The following is an 18,730-nucleotide window of genomic DNA, read 5'->3' on the forward strand; positions in this document are numbered from 1 at the left end:
TCTTCGCGGGCACCGCATCCGCAATACAAAGATAAGGAAGCGAATATGGATTTCGCCAGCCTCGGCCTGTCCGAGAACATTGTAAAAGCCGTTACCGAAGCCGGTTACACCGAACCCACCGCCGTTCAGCAAGCCGCCATTCCGGCCGCGCTCGCCGGCAAGGATCTGATCGTTTCGAGCCAGACCGGCTCCGGCAAGACCGCAGCCTTCATGCTGCCGTCGCTGCAGCGCCTTACCCTTGAGCCCACCATCAAAGCCCGCGGCCCCCGCGTGCTGGTACTCACCCCGACCCGTGAACTGGCGGTTCAGGTCACCGACGCCTGCAAGGGCTACGGCAAGAACCTGCGCTACGCCAAGGCCGTCAGCGTGGTCGGCGGCATGCCCTACCCCGTACAGAACAAGCTGCTGTCCAGCCCCTACGAAATCCTGGTGGCCACCCCCGGCCGCCTGATGGACCAGATGAACAGCGGCCGCATCGACTTCGGCCGTCTCGAGATCCTGATCCTCGACGAAGCCGACCGCATGCTCGACATGGGCTTCGTGGACGACATCGAAGCCATCGTCGCCAAGCTGCCCGCCACGCGCCAGACCCTGTTCTTCTCGGCCACCGTCGACGGTCAGGTCGCCCGCATGATGCAACGCATGCTGAAAGACCCGGAACGCATCGAGATCAACAATGCCCAAGCGCGCCACGAGAACATCGAACAGCGCCTGCTGGTGGCCGACGACATCGGTCACAAGAACCGTCTCCTCGACGGCATCCTGCGCGACGTGGGCGTCGAACAGGCCATCGTATTCACCGCCACCAAGCGCGACGCCGACGCCCTGACGCTCAACCTCGAATCGCAAGGCCACTCGGTTGCCGCCCTCCACGGCGACATGAACCAGCGCATGCGTACCCGCACCCTCGACCAACTGCGTCGTGGCCACCTGCGCGTGCTGATCGCCACCGACGTCGCCGCCCGCGGCATCGACGTGCGCACCATCAGCCACGTGATCAACTACGACCTGCCCAAGGTTGCTGCCGACTATGTGCACCGCATCGGCCGCACCGGCCGCGGCGGCTCCAGCGGCATCGCCATCAGCCTGGCCGAGCGCCGCGACGTGCGCCTGCTGCGCGCCATCGAACGCTACACCAGCCAGCCGCTGGCCGTGCATACCCTGCCGGGCCTCGAGCCGCGCAGCACCATGCCGGCCGACGACCGTCGCCCCGGTGGCGGTGGCGGCCCCCGTCGTGACGGCGGCCGCAGCTACGGCAACGCCCCGCGTTTCGGCGACAACAAGCGTCCGTCCGGTGGCTTCGGCTCCGGCGCCGGCCGTTTCGACCGCGAACCGCGCCGCGACGGCGAAAGCCGCCCGGCCAGCCCCTGGGCCGGCAACAGCGACACCCGTCGCGATGCCACCGCAGCCCCGCGTCACCCGGAACACCGCACCGAGTTCCCCCACGTGGCCAAGCGCAGCTCCACCCACCACAACGCCGGCGGCGGCTTTGGTGGTGGTCGCAGCGAAGGCAGCGGCGCAGGCAAGCCCCGCGCAGGTCGCACCTTCAATCGCGACCGCTAAGCTGCACTGAAAACCCGGACTTCACCGTCCGGTGTTTTTTCGAAGGGCGCCCCAAGGGGTGCCCTTTTTCATGCCCCATCGCAACGCATCACCAGGAAAGCGGGCCAAAGACCCCTCACTTTCGCCGGTCAATCGTCTGCCCGCCGCCTATCATGAAAAATGAGCATGACGATGGCAGGGTTTTCTCGCCTTGCCCACCCCATTTCCAAGGAGGAAACACCATGAAAATCACCAGTCCCGTTGTTGGCGAAATGGACGTTTCGGCAGACCGGGTTCTCAGCTTTCCGGCCGGCCTCCCGGGTTTCGAAAACTGCCGGCAGTTCACGCTGGTGCACGCCGCCGAAAGCGAATCGCCCCGGCTTTTCATCCTGCAATGCCTGGACGACCCGGAAGTCGTGTTCAGTGTCACCACGCCGGACATCCTCGGCCTCAACTATGAATTCACCCTCACCGACGCCGAAACGGCCAGCCTCGAACTGACCAACCCCGACGACGTGAGCGTGCTGCTGATCGTGCGCGCCAGCGTCGACGACACCCCGGTGCACGCCAACCTGATGGCCCCGCTGGTGCTGAACACCGCCACCCGCCTCGGCCTGCAGAAGGTCATCGGCCGGGTCGACACCAGCGTCACGCTGAAAGCCGTCGCCTGAAGCGTTAGTCCGTATCTCCGGGGGGCGGCGCTCAAACGCTGTCAGTACAGCAGAAACGCCCTCCGCGTCTCTTCCCAGGCCCGCTCGTCGGCCGACGCCAGCGCGTCCAGGTCGCCAGGGCGGGATTCCTTGTCGTCCACCCATTCGCGCAGGATTTCCGAGCCGTTGATCAGATCGATGGCGAGGCGGTCGTGCTCGTATTCGTAGGCAAAATCACGCCACAGCGGGTAATCGCGCTGCAGGCGGCGAATTGCCTTGAAGGCCAGCGCCTGCACGCGCCATGGGCGGAAGCGAGCATGATCGTAGTGGGTCGGGTCTTCCACGTGGATCTGCACCCCGCTGCACAACTTGCCGGCGTGCTTGTGGAAGGTGGGCTCGAACCAGCACTCGCGCAGCCGGCAGCCGGCCAGCCACTTGGGCGCGAAGACTTCCATGTGGGCGATCACCTGCCGGGCATCGATGTCCGGCGCGCCGAACAGCTCCAGCGGACGCGTCGTGCCGCGCCCTTCCGACAGGGTCGTCCCTTCCAGCATCACGGTGCCGGCGTAGGCGCGGGCCATCGACAGGTTGGGCGCGTTGGGGCTCGGGTTGATCCAGCTGCGCTCGCCGAGCGGCCAGCCGTAGCCGGGCGCGGCGTCCGGCGCCCAGCCTTCCATCGTGATCACTTCGCATTCCACATCAAGCTTGAGGGTGGCGATGAACCAGCGCGCCAGCTCGCCCATCGTGAGGCCGTGGCGCATCGGCAGCGGGCCGGCGCCGACAAAACTTTCCCAGCCCGGCTGCAGCAGCGTGCCTTCCACCGGCCGCCCGGCGGGGTTGGGGCGGTCGAGCACCCACACGGCCTTCTTGTGTTTGGCGGCCGCCTCGAGCACATAGCGCAGCGTGGTGATGAAGGTATAGATGCGGCAGCCGAGATCCTGCAGATCGACGAGCAACACGTCGAAGCGGTCCATCATCGTCGCCGTCGGACGGCGCACTTCGCCGTACAGGCTGAACACCGGAATGCCGTGCTGCGGGTCGAAGTAGTCCGGCGACTCGACCATGTTGTCCTGCTTGTCGCCGCGCAGGCCGTGCTGGGGCCCGAAGGCGGCGGTGACGTGAAGATCCTTGAGCGCCATCAGCGCATCGAGGGAATGGGTCAGGTCGCGGGTGACGGAGGCCGGATGGGCCAGGAGGGCGACGCGCTTGCCGGCCAGCGGACGGCGCAGGGCGGGATCGGCAAGCAGGCGGTCTAGGCCGAATTGAATCATGGGGTCGACACTTTCAGGGCAAAGGCGAAGCCATCGCGGTGGTGGAAATCGGGTTGGCCGGCCGGGTGGCGCAAGGCCCAGTAGCGGTGGGAGCCGTCTTTATTCTCGACGACGGCCGTCAGGCCAAGGATCAGCTCGCCCGGCGGCAGCAATTGGGCAGGTAGAAGCGCGTGCAGTTCCAGCACGCCGTCGCCGGCCTGCACGGCGATCTGCGGCGCCGGGCCGGCCGGCGAGGCCACGCGCTGGCGATACGCGCAAAAATCGAAGCGCATCCACTGGCCGCCGGGCGAGAAGTTGAACTCGCGGTAGGCGTCCGTGCCGGGCTCTGCCACGAACAGTTCGAAACAGGTGTGCGCCCACAAGCGCTCGGGCGACAGCGGTGTGGCCGCGTCAGGGATGCACAGCGCGGCCAGCGTGCCCGCCAGCCGGTAACGCAGCGCAAGACTGCCATCCGGCGCGCGCGTCAGGCTGACGGCAATGCCCTGCACGGCGGCATCCGGAGCGTCCGGGTGGCAGGCAAGGGCGAGCGTGGTTTCGGTTGAAAAGGCTGCGGGCATGAAGATTCGGGTCAAAAACAATCGAGCACAATCCAGCGGGCCGCAAACCGGCCGCCCGGCAGTTTAGCGGGTCTGGCCGGGCGCGTTAAACTCTTGGCCCCGACCCTTGCGTCTGCCGCCTGCTTCAGCCCCGATGACCGCTCCTCCCCGACTGCGCAGCCTGCCAGACCGCCTTCGCCAGATCGCGCTTTTCGAAGTCGGCGGCCTGGTACTGATCACCCCGCCCTACATCTGGCTCACCGGCCAGCCGGGCGGCGAATCCCTCGCGCTGATGGCCGCACTGGCCCTGCTGGCATCGCTCTGGAACGGCGTCTACAACACCGCCTTCGACTGGATCGAAGGCCGCCTCACCGGCCGCCCGGCCGACCTTCGCCCGTGGCTGGCGCGCACGCTCCACGCCACCGGCTTCGAGCTGGGCATCCTGCTCATGGGCCTGCCGCTCATCGTGTGGTGGACCGGCATGAGCTGGCGCGCCGCCCTCATCGCCGACATCGGCCTGGCCGTCGCCTACGTGGCTTACGCCTTCGTCTTCAACCTGGCCTACGACAAGATTTTTCCCATCACCCAGCCCGTCGGCGAATCGCGCTGACATCCATCCCGAAAGCCCCGCCATGCCCACCACCACCCTCATCATCACCGGCATGCAGTCCGACGACTGCCTGCGCACCGTCATGAACGCCATCCAGGATCTGCCCTGCATCAACCACGCCGACGTGTCGCTGGCCACCGGCGAGGCCACCATCGACCACACCAGCATGGTGTCGGAAGGCGACATCCGCGCCGCCATCGAGGACGCCGGCTTTCCGACCCGATAGAGACTGGCGGCTATAATCCGCCCCTTCGCCTCCACCAGGATTCCGCCGTGTCCGACCGCCTTGCCGTTCTTCCCCAGTATCTGATCCCCAAGCAGGCGCTCACCGTGCTGGCCGGCAAGCTCGCCAGCGCAAAGGCCGGCGGGCTCACCACCGGCGTGATCCGCTGGTTCGTCAAGCGCTACGGCGTCAATATGGCCGAAGCCGCCAACCCGGACATCGCCAGCTACCCGAGCTTCAACGAATTCTTCACCCGGCCGCTCAAAAAAGGCGCCCGCCCGCTGGCCAAGGCCGACTACATCTGCCCGGTGGATGGCGCCATCAGCCAGTTCGGCCGCATCCAGCGCGACCAGATCTTCCAGGCCAAGGGCCACAGCTACTCCACCGCCGCGCTGGTCGGCGGCGATCGCGACCTCGCGCTGCAGTTCCACGACGGCGAATTTGCCACGCTCTACCTCAGCCCGCGCGACTACCACCGCATCCACATGCCCTGCGACGGCCGGCTGACACGGATGATCTACATCCCCGGCGCGCTGTTCTCGGTCAACCCGACCACCGCCCGCGGCGTACCCGGCCTTTTCGCCCGCAACGAGCGGGTGGTGTGCGTCTTCGAAAACGACGACGGCCCCTTCGTGCTCACCCTCGTCGGCGCCACCATCGTCGGCAGCATGGCCACCGTGTGGCACGGCCAGATCAACCCGCCGCGCCCCGGCAAGATCAAGGAATGGGACTACGCCGCCGGTGAGGTCACCCTCAAAAAGGGCGACGAAATGGGCCGCTTCCTGCTCGGCTCCACGGTCGTCATGCTCTTTCCCAAGAGCCGCCTCAAGTTCACCCCCGACTGGGCCCCCGCCCGGCCGCTGCGCATGGGCGAAGCCATGGGCCGCCGCTGAAGCCCCATCCGCGCCAAGCCCGCCATGCGCCCGCTGCCGCTGATCGTCATCGCCCAGCTTTTTGGCACCTCGCTGTGGTTTTCGGCCAACAGCGCCGGGGCCGACCTGATGCGCGCCTGGGGCCTGCAGGCGGCCGATCTCGGCCAGCTCACCAACGCGGTGCAGCTCGGCTTTATCATCGGCACGCTCACGTTTTCCCTCAGCGGGCTGGCCGACCGGTTTCCGGCCAGCCGCATCTTTGCCGTCTGCGCCCTACTCGGCGCGCTGGCCAACGCCGGCTTTGCGCTGCTGGCCGACGGCATGGGCAGCGCGCTCGCCTTTCGATTTGCTGTGGGGCTGGCCCTGGCCGGGGTCTACCCGCTGGGCATGAAACTGGTGGTGAGCTGGGTGCCGCAGCAAGCCGGTGCCGCGCTGGCCTGGCTGGTCGGCATGCTCACGCTGGGCACCGCGCTGCCCCACGGCGTGCGCTTTCTCGACACTGGCTGGGGCTGGCAGGCCACGGTGCTGGTGTCCTCCGGGCTGGCCGTGCTCGCGGCCGGACTCATCGCCCGCCTCGGTGACGGCCCGCATCTCATCCGCAAACCCGGCGCCCACCCGCTGCGCCTCGGCCGCGTGCTGCTGGCCTTCGCCGAACCGCGCTTTCGCGCCTCGGCACTGGGCTACTTCGGCCACCAGTGGGAGCTGTATGCCTTCTGGACGCTGGTGCCGCTGCTGGTTGGCGCGGTGCACTCCGGCCCCACCTCCGGGCCGGCCTTCGCGGTGATCGGCATCGGCGCCGTCGGCTGCGTGCTCGGCGGATTCGCCAGCCGCAGATTCGGCAGCGCCCGCGTGGCCGCCGTCGCGCTGGCCATCTCGGCCACCTGCTGCGCCCTCTACCCGCTCTTGAAGGGCGCGCCCGAATGGCTGCTCGGCGCCGCCATGCTGGTGTGGGGCGCCAGCGTGGTGGCTGATTCGCCGCACTTCTCGGCGCTGTCGGCCCGCGCCTGCCCACCAGAAATCGTCGGCAGTGCGCTGGCCTTTCAAAATGCCATCGGCTTTGCCATCACCATGGTTTCCATCTCCCTCACCACCCGCCTGTGGCCCACGCTCCACGAACAGGTCGCCTGGCTGCTGCTGCCGGGGCCGCTGCTCGGCCTGGTGGCGCTGTGGCCGCTGGTGCGGCGGGCGCCCTGATCAGGGCTTGAGCTTCAGGATCCGCAGCGCCCCCGCCAGCACCATCGCCCCGATGAGGCTGCCGACCAGCCAGTCCGGCCACGGGGCGCCGGTCCAGGCCACCAGCGCCCCGGCCACGATCACCCCCAGATTGGCCAGCACGTCGGTGGCCGAAAAAATGTAGCTCGCCCGCATGTGCGCGCCGCCGTCCCGATGACGCGCCACCAGCAGCAAACAGGCCGCGTTGGCGCACAGCGCCAGCACCGACACCACCATCATCGGCAATGCCAGCGGCTCGGCCCCGTAAATCATGTGCTGCGCCACCTGCCCGAAAAGCCCCAGCGCCAGCACCAGCTGCAGCACCCCGGCCAGCCGCGCCGCCCGCCCCTGGGCCGCCGTACCACGCCCCACCGCATACAGCGCCGCGCCATACACCGCCGCATCGGCAAACATGTCGAGGCCGTCGGCCACGAGGCCGGACGATTCCGCCCACCAGCCGGCCAGCGCCTCGACGACAAACATCAGCGCGTTGATCGCCAGCAGCACGCCCAGCGTGCGCCGCTCGCCGGCCGGGTCTGCCGCCGCCGACGCCAAGGGCTCATCCGGCGCGGGGCCGCTTTCGGCCAGCTCCGCGCCCATCCCCAGCGCTTTCAGGCGGCCCAGCACCACGCCCACCGGCACCGCATGCAGCACCGTCAAGCGCCGCCCGGGCAGATCGAAATCCAGCCGCCGGGCCACATCGCCCAGGGCAGCGCGAATCTGCACCTCTTCGGCCGGGCAATCCATGCCGGGGATGCGAAAAACCGAGCGAAAACGCGGCGCCCCAGCCCCAGCCCCAGCCGGCAAGGCACCGCCCGGCAAGGCCTTTGATCCAGCACACCCGCAACCCGACGACGAACACGAATCAGCCATCTGTCACTCCCTCCGCAAGCGCCAAAGCATGCCACAGCCTTGAACCGCCACCCGCCCGGCGCCACAATCGCCCATCGCCCCACCGCCCCACAGGCCACCGCCCATGCCCGCCACGATTCCCATCCGCTACGTCGAACCCGTCTTCCGCCCGCCCAGCGAAGCCCAATCCCTGATCCTGCCCGTCACCGACGGCTGCTCGTGGAACGAATGCACTTTCTGCACCATGTATGAAGGCCCGCAAAAAGCCTTCCGCGCCCGGACGGAAGACGAAGTGCTGGCCAGCATCCGCCACACCGGCGAACGTTACGGCGACCAGATCCGGCGCGTCTTTCTCGCCGACGGCGACGCGCTGGTGCTGCCCACCCGGCGCCTGCTCGCCATCCTGGCCGCGATCCGCGAGCACATGCCCGCCGTGCATCGCGTCTCCAGCTACTGCCTGGCCCGCAACCTCAAAAAGAAGACCGTCGCCGAACTCGTCCAGCTGCGCGAAGCCGGCCTCGCCATGGTCTACCTCGGCGCCGAATCCGGTGACGACGCGGTGCTCGCCAAGGTAAACAAGGGCGAAACCTGCGCCACCACCGTCGACGCCCTCACCAAGCTCGGCGCCGCCGGCATCACCCGCTCGGTGATGATCCTCAACGGCCTCGGCGGCCAGGTGCTGAGCGAGCAGCACGCCGACAACTCCGCCCGCCTCGCCAACGCCACCCAGCCCGAATACCTGTCCACGCTGGTCGTCAGCTTCCCCCAGGGCGAAGCCCGCTTTCGCGCCGGATTTCCGGAATGGGAACCCCTCGGCCAGCACGGGCTGTTCGTCGAGATGGAGCGCTTCCTGTCTCAACTGGAACTCAAGCGCACGGTTTTCCGGTCGGACCACGCCAGCAACTGGCTGGTGCTCAAAGGCACCCTGGGCGCCGACAAGGCCCGGCTGCTGGCACAAATCCGCAGCGCCATCGCCGCACCGGACGCCGCCCACCTGCGGCCGGCGTGGGCGCGGGGGCTGTAGCTCGGGCTTGAAACCTCAATACAACGTAACTACACTCAAGTCATGAGCGATCTGCATTTCGAGTGGGACGAACACAAGGCGGCCATCAACGAAACCAAGCATGGCATCCGCTTCGAAGAGGCCCGAACCGTATTCTTCGACGAACGCGCCCGGCTGATCGACGACCCCGACCACTCAGAAGGTGAAGACCGTTTCCTGATCCTCGGCCTCAGCAACCGGCTTCAGTTGCTCATCGTGGCTCACTGCTACCGAACCGAAGACGGGATCATCCGCCTGATCTCGGCCCGCAAGGCCACGCGGCACGAAGCCCGCTTTTACCCCTGAAAGGCCCGCCATGCGCGACGAATACGACTTCAGCAACGCCCGCAAGAACCCCTACGCCGCCCAACTCAAAAAATCCGTCACGATCCGGCTCGACGAGGATTCCATCGCCTACTTCAAGGCCATGTCCGAAGAAACCGGCATCCCCTACCAGAGTTTGATCAATCTTTACCTGCGTGATTGCGCCAGTAGCGGGCGGAAGCTGGATCTGGCGTGGAAGTGACGCGGCGGACAAACCCTGGTTCGCTACGACAACGAAGCCGGCAAGGGCGACCACAAACACATGGGCGCCCATGAAACCGAAGTGCCTTTCACCTTCGTGTCGCTGGCACACACGCTGCGCGATTTTCTTGCCGACGTGGACGCACTGACAGGAGAAAAACCATGACCAACCGGGCAATCATCGGAATATCGAACTGGGCCAAAACCCGCGAAAGCCTGCTCGCGCTCGCCGACCAGCTCGAAGCAGGAATCGATCCGGAGGCGGGCGACTACCACCTCAACTTCGCCAGCGCCACCCAGCTGCTGGCCGAACTCCCGCCACGCCGTCTCGACACCCTGCGCGAGATCAAACATGCCGGCCCGATGTCGATCTACGCGGTCGCCAAAGCCCTTTCGCGCAACTACTCCAACGTGCACACCGACGTGCAAAAGCTCATCGAACACGGGCTGGTGGAAAAGGATGAAGCAGCGCGGGTGCGCGTGCCGTGGGACGACGTGCTCGTGCGGGTCGATGCGTCGCTGCTGGCAGCGGCCTGAACACACGGCAAAGACGCAACGCCGCCCAACACAAAATCCGTCACGATCCGGCTCGACGAGGATTCCATCGCCTGCTTCAAGGCCATGTCCGAAGAAACCGGCATCCCTTACCAGAGTTTGATCAATCTTTACCTGCGTAATTGCGCTAGTAGCGGGCGGAAGCTGGATCTGGCTTGGAATTGACGGGGTGCCGTTCAGCCTTTTCAGCCCCGTCCCGTGGCTGAACGGCGGGCCCCTCCGGGGCCGCCCCCCCGCTTCAGCGTCCCAGCAGGGCTGCTGGGCCTCAGGGAGAAGCGAAAGCCCCGGTCGTCGAGGCTCCAGTCCCGGCGCCACTGGTCGCGGTAAGCAGCACGAAGCCACCTCCACTCAAGGCCCCAAGAGCCGCCGCGCACGACTCGCGGTGCATCGGAAGCATCCCCTGTATTGCCCCGCGGATTCTGCTGTGCCTTACCATCGTAGGGCCGCATTCCGTCTGCGCACCATTCCCATACGTTGCCGTGCATTTGGTAAAGCCCCCAAGCGTTTGGTGCAAAGGATTTCACCGGCACAGTCTTCTTCCGGCACTCGTCGGTCGAACCATCGACATAAGCATCGCGACCATCGTAGTTCGCCTGCGCCGGCGTAATTCGGCTGCCACAGTTAAAAGCCTTTTTCGTTCCGGCACGGCATGCGTATTCCCACTCTGCGTCCGTCGGAAGCACCGCATTCACCCCTCGCAGCATCTCGCCCACCTTTTTCAGAAACCTGTTCACCTCGTCCCAGCTCACCCGCTCCACCGGATTCTGAGGGTCGTCCTTGAAGTGGCTTGGATTGCCTCCCATCATGGCCTCCCACACCGCTTGCGAGCATGCCGTCTCCGCCAGCCAGAAACCTTCCGTCAAACGCACCAGATGCGGCGGACCTTCGTCGAAGCTGCACTGAGGTTCGGTCTCATGCGAACCCATCTCGAACTCGCCCGGCTCAATCCAGCGAAAGCGCTGCAACGGCCCACCGATAACCACATCAATCCACAAACCGTAACGGTCATCTCCCCAAGCACGGGCAAAAACCGGCGGAAACTCTGGCGGCCGGCGCCGGGTTTCGGGAGGATAGGCAATATCAGGGGTGGGTTTAGGCGCTTGCATAAGCTATTTCTTATTCGGCGTGTCGTTGGCTGAATCGAAACCCAAAAACTTCCTGACGGTGCTCTTTAGCTTCTCCGATATCGTCGCTGGGCTAGCGACGGGCTCATCCCCTGCATCCGGGGCCACTGCTGCCCCCGGCAGGCACAGCGAGCCCTCGGCCGAGCTCATGAACCTCAGGGAGACGCGAAAGCCCAAGCCGTCGTTGCGCCCATCCTGGGGGCCCTGGCGGCGGTATGCCGCGCGAAGCCTCCACGGCCCGTCGAACCAGGAACCGCCGCGCACGACACGCGGGGCATCTTCCGAGTCGCCCGCCTCGCCCCGCGGACTTTCTTGAGCCTCGCCATCGTAGGGGCGCATCCCCTCCGCACACCATTCCCATACGTTGCCATGCATCTGGTAAAGGCCCCAAGCGTTCGGCGCGAAGGATTTCACACGCACAGTCTTCTTCCGGTACTCGCCAGTAGGCCCCTCGGCGTAAGCCTTTCGGCCATCGTAATTCGCCTGCGCCAACGTAATCCCATCGCCCCAGCTGAAGGCTGTCTCCGTTCCAGCCCGGCAAGCGTATTCCCATTCCGCTTCCGTCGGAAGCTCCGCCTTTACCCCCGGCAGCAACTCGCCCACCTTTTGCAGAAATTCGCTCACGTCGCCCCAACTCACCCTCTCCACCGGTTTCAGCGGATCGCCCTTGAACTGGCTCGGGTTACTCCCCATCACAGCTCCCCACACTGCCTGCGAACACGCGGTCTCCGCCAGCCAGAAGCCTTCCGTCAAACACACCCGATGCTGCGGGCCTTCGTCGTCGAAGCGCTCCGGCTCGGTGTCCGGCGATCCCATCACAAATTCGCCCGGCTCAATGTAGCGGAAACGCTGGGTAGCCCCGGCGATGTCGGCATCGGCATACAGCCCATGAATATCTCGCCCGAACTCCTGCGCCCAGAGCGGGCGCGATAGGGCGCCGAAGCGGAACAGACCTTTGTCCGCGGTCAGCCAGAATTCGGAGAGCCCCGGGTCGCCGCTACGCGGCAGCTCGACGGCCGCGCCATGGAATTCCAGCCAACGGCCAATACGCTCGCGACGCTCCGACCAGCCGACGCCGCCCCCGCTCGACACGACAGGCCACCGGCTTTGGTCGCCCCGGTCGGGGCGCAGGTAGAGGCGGTCGTTGTGCTGAACCAGCGCGAGCGGCTGCGCTTCCGTTTGCAACGACCGGCTGCGGCGAGCTGCGGCGATGTCCGCGGGGTTGAAGCCGTAAGGCACCGTCTCGGCCCCGCTGAGTGCCCATAACGGGGCGAGGAGACGGGATTGGGTGGCAATCCAGGTCGCGTCGGTTTGATGCCGGGTGAGCAGGTCGCGGGAGAACGAAACGGGATCGCCTGGCCCCTGGTAGGGAAAGCGCCCCATGCGCCGGAACCAGCGACTCGCCTCCTGCAGAATCTCCGGCGACACGGCCTGACGTGCCTCGGGACGGGCATGAGCCTGCCAGATGAGGATTTCCGCACATTCCGTCGAGCGCCCGGTCCAGGCGTGATGATGGAGGATGCACAGCAGAACCTCGATCTGGATGGCGGCAGGCAGGGCCTCAAATTCCTTCCGGTAGCGAACCACATGCGCCCTGTCGATCTCGCAGACCTGGGTTCCGGCAACGACAACAGGAGAATGGGACCACACCAGCGCTTCCAGTCCGGGCTCGGCGGCCGTGGCCGGATGCAGCCGACGCAGGGCGCGCAAAAGCTTCGGCTCGACCCGCACACAGCACGCCATGCAGGCGAGCAAGGTTTCGCGCAGATCATCGACAAGCCCGCCGCGTCTCCCCCGCGAGGGCCGGACAGGGCGCAGGTCGGAATCCGCCCCAAGGCAATACATGCGCCCGTGGCGGCTCATCTCCGATGACACCCGCCGGGCAGAGAGGGGCAGCCAGGCAACCGGCCGGGCTCCGCCCTCCTCGAGCGTTCGACAGAACTCGCGCCACTCATCCTCAACAATCGAGCTGCCGGACAAAAGGCCCAGATCACCCAGGATCAGCACCGGGGTACCGGGTGGCGGAACGGGGATGTCCCTGGGTACGGACCGGAGCACCTGCAGCCCTCGCTGCACCGTGCAAGGTTCAAATGGCGAGTCGTCCACCGTCCAGACCTTTAAACCGCCATCGCCGTGAAGCCGCTGGACTTCACGCAGGATGCTGTCGTAGTCATCCTCGTAGGGCAGCAGACGATCGGCAAATTGCATGACCACAACGAGTTCGCCGCCCCAGTTGCGGCTCATGCGCCGGGGCAGACGCCGGACTGTTTCGCCACGGGCCAGCCTGCGCACCAGCATCGCTACATCGATCTGTGCCGGGCGGGGGCAGGCGAGGGAACGTCGGAGTGCGGGCCACAGGCGGGGGCGGGCAACCAATGGCAGGTGGGGTGCCTCGCCCGTCAATCTGGGGGCACAATCAGCAGCGGTGAGGGGGCGCAGGTCGCCGTCGGCGCCCGGCTCTTGCCGACCTTCAAGGGCATGGGCTTCAAGTAGCGCAAACAGGCGGGCCTGGAGGCGTGCACGCAGCTGCGGAGCACCCTCATCAGGCTCGGTGTCGACCGGGATTTCGGGCTCTGGCGCGTCGTCGGGCGGTTCGACAACAACGGTCGTCCGCTCGTCTTCGACAGGCGCTTTGTCATCACCGAACTGCATGCACAGCAAGCGGCCAAACCGCTCGGCCGTTTGGGCATCGAGGGATTTAACGTCCGGCCCGTGGCTGATCACCAAGGCTCGAAGCAGGTCGGCGCGCCCGACGACGCTTCGGATACCCATCAGAACGACTTCCCGGCCGCTACCCCTTCACGTCGCTGGGACAGGTCAGGATGCCCTTCGACGATGCCATGCTTGAGATAGGCATAGGCCGACAGGCGCTTGACCCATTCCCGCTGCCTTTTCGGATTGTCGGGAAAAAGCTCCAGCACGGCGTAGAGCAGGTCCAGATATTCAGCCAGACCCGGCGGCGGCAAGCCGGCCTTCTTGACCTTGCTCCGGTCGGCGACAAGCTGGTCGGCCGCCAGTTCGAGCAAACCGCGCGGAAGGCGCTCGGCACGCAGCCCGTTTTCCGTTGCGCGCTCGCCAAAGTGGGCCTCACCCCGCTTCACCAGCCAGTTACGGTAGTCCGCGTCGGGCTCAAGGCTCAAGACCACGCAACGGCGCAGAAAGGCAGCCGGCAGCTCCCGCTCTTCGTTCGTGGTGATCACCACGAGGGGCGCATCGACACCCGGCCCACCGATCACCTTACCCAAGGCCTCGATGGTGAAGCTGCGCTGGGACAGGATTTCCAGCAGGCTGTTGGGCAGGTCGCTATCGGCCTTGTCGATCTCGTCGATGAGAACGACGTGGGCTTTCGGCTGCTTCTCACTTTCAGCCTTCGGCAGATAGGGCTTTGCCGACACCCAGCCGAAGGCTTTCCACAAGACGCCCGGTCGCCAATAATTTTGTTCATTCTTTTCAAGTTCTGCCGGCCCGATCTGGGCGTCCGCCAGACGCTTGATCGCATCGAAGCGATAGAGCAGTTCATGGGGCTCGAAACGGGGATGGATGGTTTCAGCGTGAAGAGCCCAATCCGCCTGAGACGCGACCACGGCTCTCGCCAACTGGGTCTTGCCGGTGCCGGGCTCGCCGCGCACCAGCAAGGGCCGACGGGCCGCGTAGGCCAGCGTGATCGCATCGATTTCTTCCTGCGACCACTGATGGCAGGACGCCGACTGGGAGTCTGTGGGCAACAAATCCTGCACCTGACCGGGCTTGAGCGTGCTGAAGGGCGAAGTGGGAAACGTCATTTTGGGCTTTCGAAGGAATAAGGGCAGATCAGGCGTCGTTTGCCGCCGTACCTTGATCGGGCGTAGAGAGGGTGCCGTCGAGGAGGGGCGCAATCAGACTCGAAAGTTCTGCCATGAGATCGTGGACAGCAGCACGTGGAACGCCTTTGAACAGGGTTGGCACGTTGAAGTCTTGCAGAACTGTGCGGGCCCGGTCTTCATCCCGCATGGGGCTTCCGTCGGGCGCGACAATGACAAGGCGAAATTTGAGCTCGTTGAGAAGTGTGCGTAGTCGAGCCTTGACGACGCTTTTACTGTAACCGCCTTCAGCCAAACCGGTTCCCGGTGAAAACTGTAGCTGAGCGGCCTTCAGGTGAAGCTTGCGCCTTACCGTTGCAGCGATCTCGGCCTCGGCCAGTTCAACGCCCTGCCGGTGCCCGAACTCCTCGACCGGCAGACGCAAGAAATTAACCGGCTCCGGCAGGCCTGGCGAAAGTTTGAGTCCAAACCCCATGCAGGCGGCAGCCAGCACCGCAACGATTCGCGGATCATCGCCATCAAGCGGCTCGTATTTGTTGAGCGTAACTTCATGGGGCCCTCTGATTACGAAGGCCTCCCCACCCACCAGGGTCATCAGCTTGACCGTGTCGCGATAAACATGGTTTTCACGCAGAAGCCGCAGGGTCGAAGGAATTTTGCCTTGGTCGCTGGCCATCCAGCCGAGATCGCAAAGAAAATCCTCAGGCACGGGGGCGCCACAACAGGCTTCGAATACCCCCCTGGGGGTGAGCGGCTTCGGCAGGCCGGAAAAAACGACTGAACCGCAAAACTCAGGCAGCACAGCCAGTTCGCTCCACGATGTGTTGAGGCGATCGGCAAGCATGCGCTGCAGCTCGGTGCCGGAATCCGGGGCGGGGTCGGCTTGCGTGGAAAGCTGCTCTCGAAGCGTACTCGACTCTGCATCCCCATCGCCAACACGCTCGACGTAATCCGTGTAAGCCTTCAAGACATGGAATTTCAGATCGGCTGCGCTGGAGAACTCCACCGCACGAGTATTCACCTTTTTGAGAAAGGCCTCGATGCGTTCCGGGGGACTTTCCTTGCTCACAGCATCGATCCATTTCTGGTCGATGCTGCCTTTCTTGATGAAGATGAGCTGTGGCAGCTTTCCCTCCACCGCTTCGTCGAACTCCAGTTCGGTGATCGACAGGTCACCATCAGGGCAATGCCCGTACCTGAGCCCAAGAATGCCGATGTAAAGATCGCACTTGGCGACATCCGCCAGACAACTCTCTCGCACCGTCCGCTCGTCGGCCGAGTAGCTCTCGATGACGAGGCATTTATGCTGAAGCGCCGCACGCACCGCGGCACGCTCGTCCTGAAGATCGTTGAGCGTCGATGACAGATAGACTTGCCGTGTTTCGATCATGCGGAATCCCTGTTTTTTTGCTCACATTACCCGATGCCGCACGCAACCCGCCATACCTGTTGAATACGCAAATCCAATCCCATGCCCCACCAACACCTCCTCACCTTCACCACCCGCCCCCGCGCTACCCTCGACATCACGGCCGACGTGGCCGCGGTGGTCCGGGCGTCCGGCATTGCCACCGGGCTGGCGCATGTCTTTGTGCAGCACACCAGTTGCTCGCTGATGATCACCGAGAACGCCGATCCGGATGTGCGGCGGGATCTGGAGACGGTGTTCGGGCGCCTTGCGCCGGATGGCGATGCGGCTTATCGGCATGATCTGGAGGGCGACGACGACATGGCGGCACACGCGCGGAGCGTGTTGTCGGACGTGGGGCTGACGGTGCCGGTGGGTGGCGGGCGGCTGTTGCTGGGGACGTGGCAGGGGATTTTTCTGTGGGAACACCGCGCCAGCAGCCATGCGCGGCGGGTGGTGGTGACGGTGATCGGCTGAGCGCCCGACCACCAAGCCCGTCACAGGGGCACGGCGGCGCGGGTGCTATGCTCGGCGGGTTCGCCGCGCGGCCTTGCCGCCTGTGGCCAGACCGTTTTCCGGAGCCTCACCCATGAAATCCGCTTTCACCCTTAGCCGCCTGGCTGTTGCCACCGGCATCGCCTTTGCCGCGCCGGCGCTCCTCGCCCAGACCGTCGCCCCGGCGGCCAAACCGGTTGTCGCGGCGCCGGCCGTGGTCAAGCCAGCCGTGCCGACGCCCGCCACGGTCAAGCCGGGCGCGGCCCCTGCGGCCAGCGCAGCGGCGCCGGCCGCGGCCGCGCCTGCGGGCACGCCGCCGGTCGATCCCAATGCGCCGGTCACTCCGCCGGCACCGCCTCCGCCGCCCTTGTCCGACATCATCTTCACCAACGGCGACGTGATCACCTTCGACGACAAGCGCCCGCTGGCGCAGGCCGTGGCGGTCAAGGGCAGCAAAATCATCGCGGTGGGCAAGAGCAAGGACATTCTGGCGCGCTGGAAGAGCGAGGGCACCGAAGTGGTGGATCTGGCCGGCAAGACGCTGGTGCCGGGCTTTGTCGATGCCTGGGGGCAGATGTCGCGACTGGGCTTGTACTCGGTGGCGGCCCAGTTGCAGTCGCCGCCGGAAGGCCCGGTGACGGATGTAAACGGCCTTATCCGCGCCCTGCGCGACTGGAGCAAGGGCGAACTGGCCCAGCGTTTTGGCTGGACGATAGGCTTTGGCTACGACGACAGCCGCCTGCGCGAGCAGCGCCCGCTGTCGCGCAGCGATCTGGATTCGGTGTCCCGCGACAAGCCGGTGCTGGTCATCCACCAATCGGGCCGCCAGGTTGTTGCCAACGGCAAGGCGCTGGAGCTGGCCGGCATCACCCGCGACAGCATCGACCCGCCGGGCGGCAGCATCGGCCGCTGGCCGGGCTCGAAGGAGCCGGACGGCGTGCTCGAGGGCGCGGCCGCGGCGGCGCTGATCGGCAGCCTGCCGCAGGTGCCGGCCGCCGAGCGCCAGGCGATGATCCAGCAGGGCCAGACGCTTTACCTGCAAAACGGCTACACCACCGCTGTCGAAGCCCGCGCCACGCCGGACGATTTTGCCCACTACACCCAGGCAGCCGACAGCGGCACGCTGAAGCTCGACGTGGCCTTCTACGCCGATCTGGCCAGCGCCGGCACCGCCCTCAAGGGCCACAAGTCGATCGGGCCGAAGTATTACAAGAGCCACCTGCGCCTCGCCGGCGCTTCCTTCGCGCTCGATGGCGTGGCCGAAGACCGCAGCGCCTGGCTCACCCAGCCTTACCAGTTACCGCCGCCGGGCAAGCGCACGCAGTTTGCCGGCTACCCCGGCGCCAGCGACGAGACTGCGCTGGATCTGGCCACCCGCGCCTACGCCGGTGGCTGGCAGCTGGCGGTGCAGGCCAACGGCGACGCGGCCATCGACCAGTTTCTCGGCGCCGTTCGCGCGGCCGCCGGCAAGCATCCGGGCAAGGATCGCCGCCCGCTGCTGGTGGGCGCGCAAACCCTGCGCGACGACCAGCTCGAGCTGATGAAGGAGCTGGGTATCGGCGTGGCTTTTGCGCCCCAGCGCCTGGGGCTGTCGGAAGCCGTTCTCAAGGATTACACCCTCGGCACCGAACGCAGCGCCCGCTTTGCCCCGGCTGCCAGCGCCCAGCGCCGCGACCTGGCGGTGCTGCTGTACGCCGATCCGGCACTCGTCGCACCGACGCCCTTCGGCGTGATGGCCGCGGCGATCAAACGGCCACTGGGCGACGACCAGCAGCTCAGCCCGCTGGACGCCCTCAAGGCGCTCACCCTGCTGCCGGCCCGCCAGCTGGGCGAAGAGAAGATCAAGGGCAGCATTGCCACCGGCAAGCTGGCCGACTTCGCCATCCTGTCGGCCAATCCGCTCAAAACGCCGCCTGAAAAACTGGGTGAAATCCGCGTCACGGGCACGATCAAGGAAGGCGTCACCGTGTTTGGCGGCGCCGACGGCGGCGTGCCGATCACCCGCTGAGCGGC

The 18,730-nt window shown here is 66.0% G+C and carries 20 protein-coding genes and 1 pseudogene; 14 read left to right on the forward strand and 7 right to left on the reverse strand.

Features of this window, described 5'->3' with window-relative positions; genetic code table 11:
• Positions 1-45: 45 nt before the first annotated feature.
• Positions 46-1,563, forward strand: a complete 1,518-nt coding sequence (locus tag Q1W26_RS08190; protein ID WP_300438297.1) for a DEAD/DEAH box helicase — start codon at positions 46-48, stop codon at positions 1,561-1,563.
• Between the two features lie 221 nt (positions 1,564-1,784).
• Entirely contained in the window at positions 1,785-2,213 is a 429-nt protein-coding gene (gene fliW, locus Q1W26_RS08195) for a flagellar assembly protein FliW (RefSeq protein ID WP_300438298.1), read from the forward strand.
• Positions 2,214-2,254: 41 nt separating this feature from the next.
• Here the strand turns inward: fliW and Q1W26_RS08200 are convergent, their stop codons facing one another.
• Both Q1W26_RS08200 and Q1W26_RS08205 read right to left on the reverse strand, forming a co-directional pair.
• Positions 2,255-3,463, reverse strand: coding sequence for a DUF1343 domain-containing protein (locus Q1W26_RS08200; protein WP_300438300.1), 1,209 nt, complete (start codon positions 3,461-3,463; stop codon positions 2,255-2,257).
• Positions 3,460-4,020: a DOMON-like domain-containing protein gene (locus Q1W26_RS08205; RefSeq protein WP_300438301.1), complete on the reverse strand. Its 561-nt coding sequence runs from the start codon at positions 4,018-4,020 to the stop codon at positions 3,460-3,462. Before Q1W26_RS08205 ends, Q1W26_RS08200 begins: the two co-directional genes overlap by 4 nt.
• Positions 4,021-4,153: 133 nt before the next feature.
• On the opposite strand from Q1W26_RS08205, the gene Q1W26_RS08210 reads away from it, so the two are divergent.
• From Q1W26_RS08210 to Q1W26_RS08225, 4 genes are read left to right on the forward strand one after another with little or no spacing between them, the layout of a single operon-like run.
• Positions 4,154-4,609: a PACE efflux transporter gene (locus Q1W26_RS08210; RefSeq protein WP_300438303.1), complete on the forward strand. Its 456-nt coding sequence runs from the start codon at positions 4,154-4,156 to the stop codon at positions 4,607-4,609.
• A gap of 22 nt (positions 4,610-4,631) precedes the next feature.
• Positions 4,632-4,835: a heavy metal-associated domain-containing protein gene (locus Q1W26_RS08215; RefSeq protein ID WP_300438305.1), complete on the forward strand. Its 204-nt coding sequence runs from the start codon at positions 4,632-4,634 to the stop codon at positions 4,833-4,835.
• A 47-nt stretch (positions 4,836-4,882) separates the two neighbouring features.
• The gene (asd, locus tag Q1W26_RS08220) at positions 4,883-5,725 is read left to right on the forward strand and encodes an archaetidylserine decarboxylase (RefSeq protein WP_300438307.1); all 843 of its coding nucleotides are present in this window, start codon (positions 4,883-4,885) and stop codon (positions 5,723-5,725) included.
• A gap of 24 nt (positions 5,726-5,749) precedes the next feature.
• Positions 5,750-6,898: an MFS transporter gene (locus tag Q1W26_RS08225; RefSeq protein WP_300438309.1), complete on the forward strand. Its 1,149-nt coding sequence runs from the start codon at positions 5,750-5,752 to the stop codon at positions 6,896-6,898.
• Here the strand turns inward: Q1W26_RS08225 and Q1W26_RS08230 are convergent, their stop codons facing one another.
• Positions 6,899-7,663 (reverse strand): cation transporter, encoded by a 765-nt coding sequence (locus Q1W26_RS08230; protein ID WP_300438312.1) that lies wholly within the window; start codon positions 7,661-7,663, stop codon positions 6,899-6,901.
• A 229-nt stretch (positions 7,664-7,892) separates the two neighbouring features.
• On the opposite strand from Q1W26_RS08230, the gene Q1W26_RS08235 reads away from it, so the two are divergent.
• The 6 genes and pseudogenes from Q1W26_RS08235 to Q1W26_RS21495 form a co-directional block, all read left to right on the forward strand.
• Positions 7,893-8,792 carry a radical SAM protein gene (locus Q1W26_RS08235; protein WP_300438315.1) on the forward strand — a complete coding sequence of 300 codons (900 nt, stop codon included), beginning with the start codon at positions 7,893-7,895 and terminating at the stop codon, positions 8,790-8,792.
• 42 nt (positions 8,793-8,834) lie between these two features.
• Complete coding sequence (locus tag Q1W26_RS08240) at positions 8,835-9,116, forward strand: BrnT family toxin (protein WP_300438317.1); 282 nt, start codon at positions 8,835-8,837, stop codon at positions 9,114-9,116.
• Positions 9,117-9,126: 10 nt separating this feature from the next.
• Entirely contained in the window at positions 9,127-9,336 is a 210-nt protein-coding gene (locus Q1W26_RS08245) for a BrnA antitoxin family protein (RefSeq protein ID WP_300438319.1), read from the forward strand.
• Positions 9,337-9,351: 15 nt separating this feature from the next.
• Entirely contained in the window at positions 9,352-9,501 is a 150-nt protein-coding gene (locus Q1W26_RS08250) for a DUF6516 family protein (protein ID WP_300438570.1), read from the forward strand.
• Complete coding sequence (locus tag Q1W26_RS08255; protein ID WP_300438322.1) at positions 9,498-9,872, forward strand: MarR family transcriptional regulator; 375 nt, start codon at positions 9,498-9,500, stop codon at positions 9,870-9,872. The genes Q1W26_RS08250 and Q1W26_RS08255 overlap by 4 nt, the downstream gene beginning before the upstream one ends.
• Positions 9,873-9,899: 27 nt before the next feature.
• A pseudogene (locus Q1W26_RS21495) lies at positions 9,900-10,055 on the forward strand (BrnA antitoxin family protein); the annotation flags it as partial.
• A gap of 20 nt (positions 10,056-10,075) precedes the next feature.
• On the opposite strand, the gene Q1W26_RS08260 reads toward Q1W26_RS21495, so the two are convergent.
• The 4 genes from Q1W26_RS08260 to Q1W26_RS08275 are packed head-to-tail and all read right to left on the reverse strand — an operon-like array spanning position 10,076 to position 16,204.
• Positions 10,076-10,996 (reverse strand): formylglycine-generating enzyme family protein, encoded by a 921-nt coding sequence (locus tag Q1W26_RS08260; RefSeq protein WP_300438325.1) that lies wholly within the window; start codon positions 10,994-10,996, stop codon positions 10,076-10,078.
• Between the two features lie 3 nt (positions 10,997-10,999).
• Positions 11,000-13,786 carry a formylglycine-generating enzyme family protein gene (locus Q1W26_RS08265; protein ID WP_300438328.1) on the reverse strand — a complete coding sequence of 929 codons (2,787 nt, stop codon included), beginning with the start codon at positions 13,784-13,786 and terminating at the stop codon, positions 11,000-11,002.
• Positions 13,786-14,889, reverse strand: a complete 1,104-nt coding sequence (locus Q1W26_RS08270) for a MoxR family ATPase (RefSeq protein ID WP_300438331.1) — start codon at positions 14,887-14,889, stop codon at positions 13,786-13,788. The genes Q1W26_RS08265 and Q1W26_RS08270 overlap by 1 nt, the downstream gene beginning before the upstream one ends.
• Positions 14,825-16,204: a DUF4062 domain-containing protein gene (locus Q1W26_RS08275; protein ID WP_300438334.1), complete on the reverse strand. Its 1,380-nt coding sequence runs from the start codon at positions 16,202-16,204 to the stop codon at positions 14,825-14,827. The genes Q1W26_RS08270 and Q1W26_RS08275 overlap by 65 nt, the downstream gene beginning before the upstream one ends.
• Positions 16,205-16,285: 81 nt before the next feature.
• On the opposite strand from Q1W26_RS08275, the gene Q1W26_RS08280 reads away from it, so the two are divergent.
• Positions 16,286-16,699: a secondary thiamine-phosphate synthase enzyme YjbQ gene (locus Q1W26_RS08280; RefSeq protein WP_300438336.1), complete on the forward strand. Its 414-nt coding sequence runs from the start codon at positions 16,286-16,288 to the stop codon at positions 16,697-16,699.
• A gap of 112 nt (positions 16,700-16,811) precedes the next feature.
• Complete coding sequence (locus Q1W26_RS08285; RefSeq protein WP_300438338.1) at positions 16,812-18,725, forward strand: amidohydrolase; 1,914 nt, start codon at positions 16,812-16,814, stop codon at positions 18,723-18,725.
• Positions 18,726-18,730: the final 5 nt, after the last annotated feature.

It is taken from the genome of Zoogloea sp. (genome assembly GCF_030157465.1).
Classification (GTDB): domain Bacteria; phylum Pseudomonadota; class Gammaproteobacteria; order Burkholderiales; family Rhodocyclaceae; genus Zoogloea.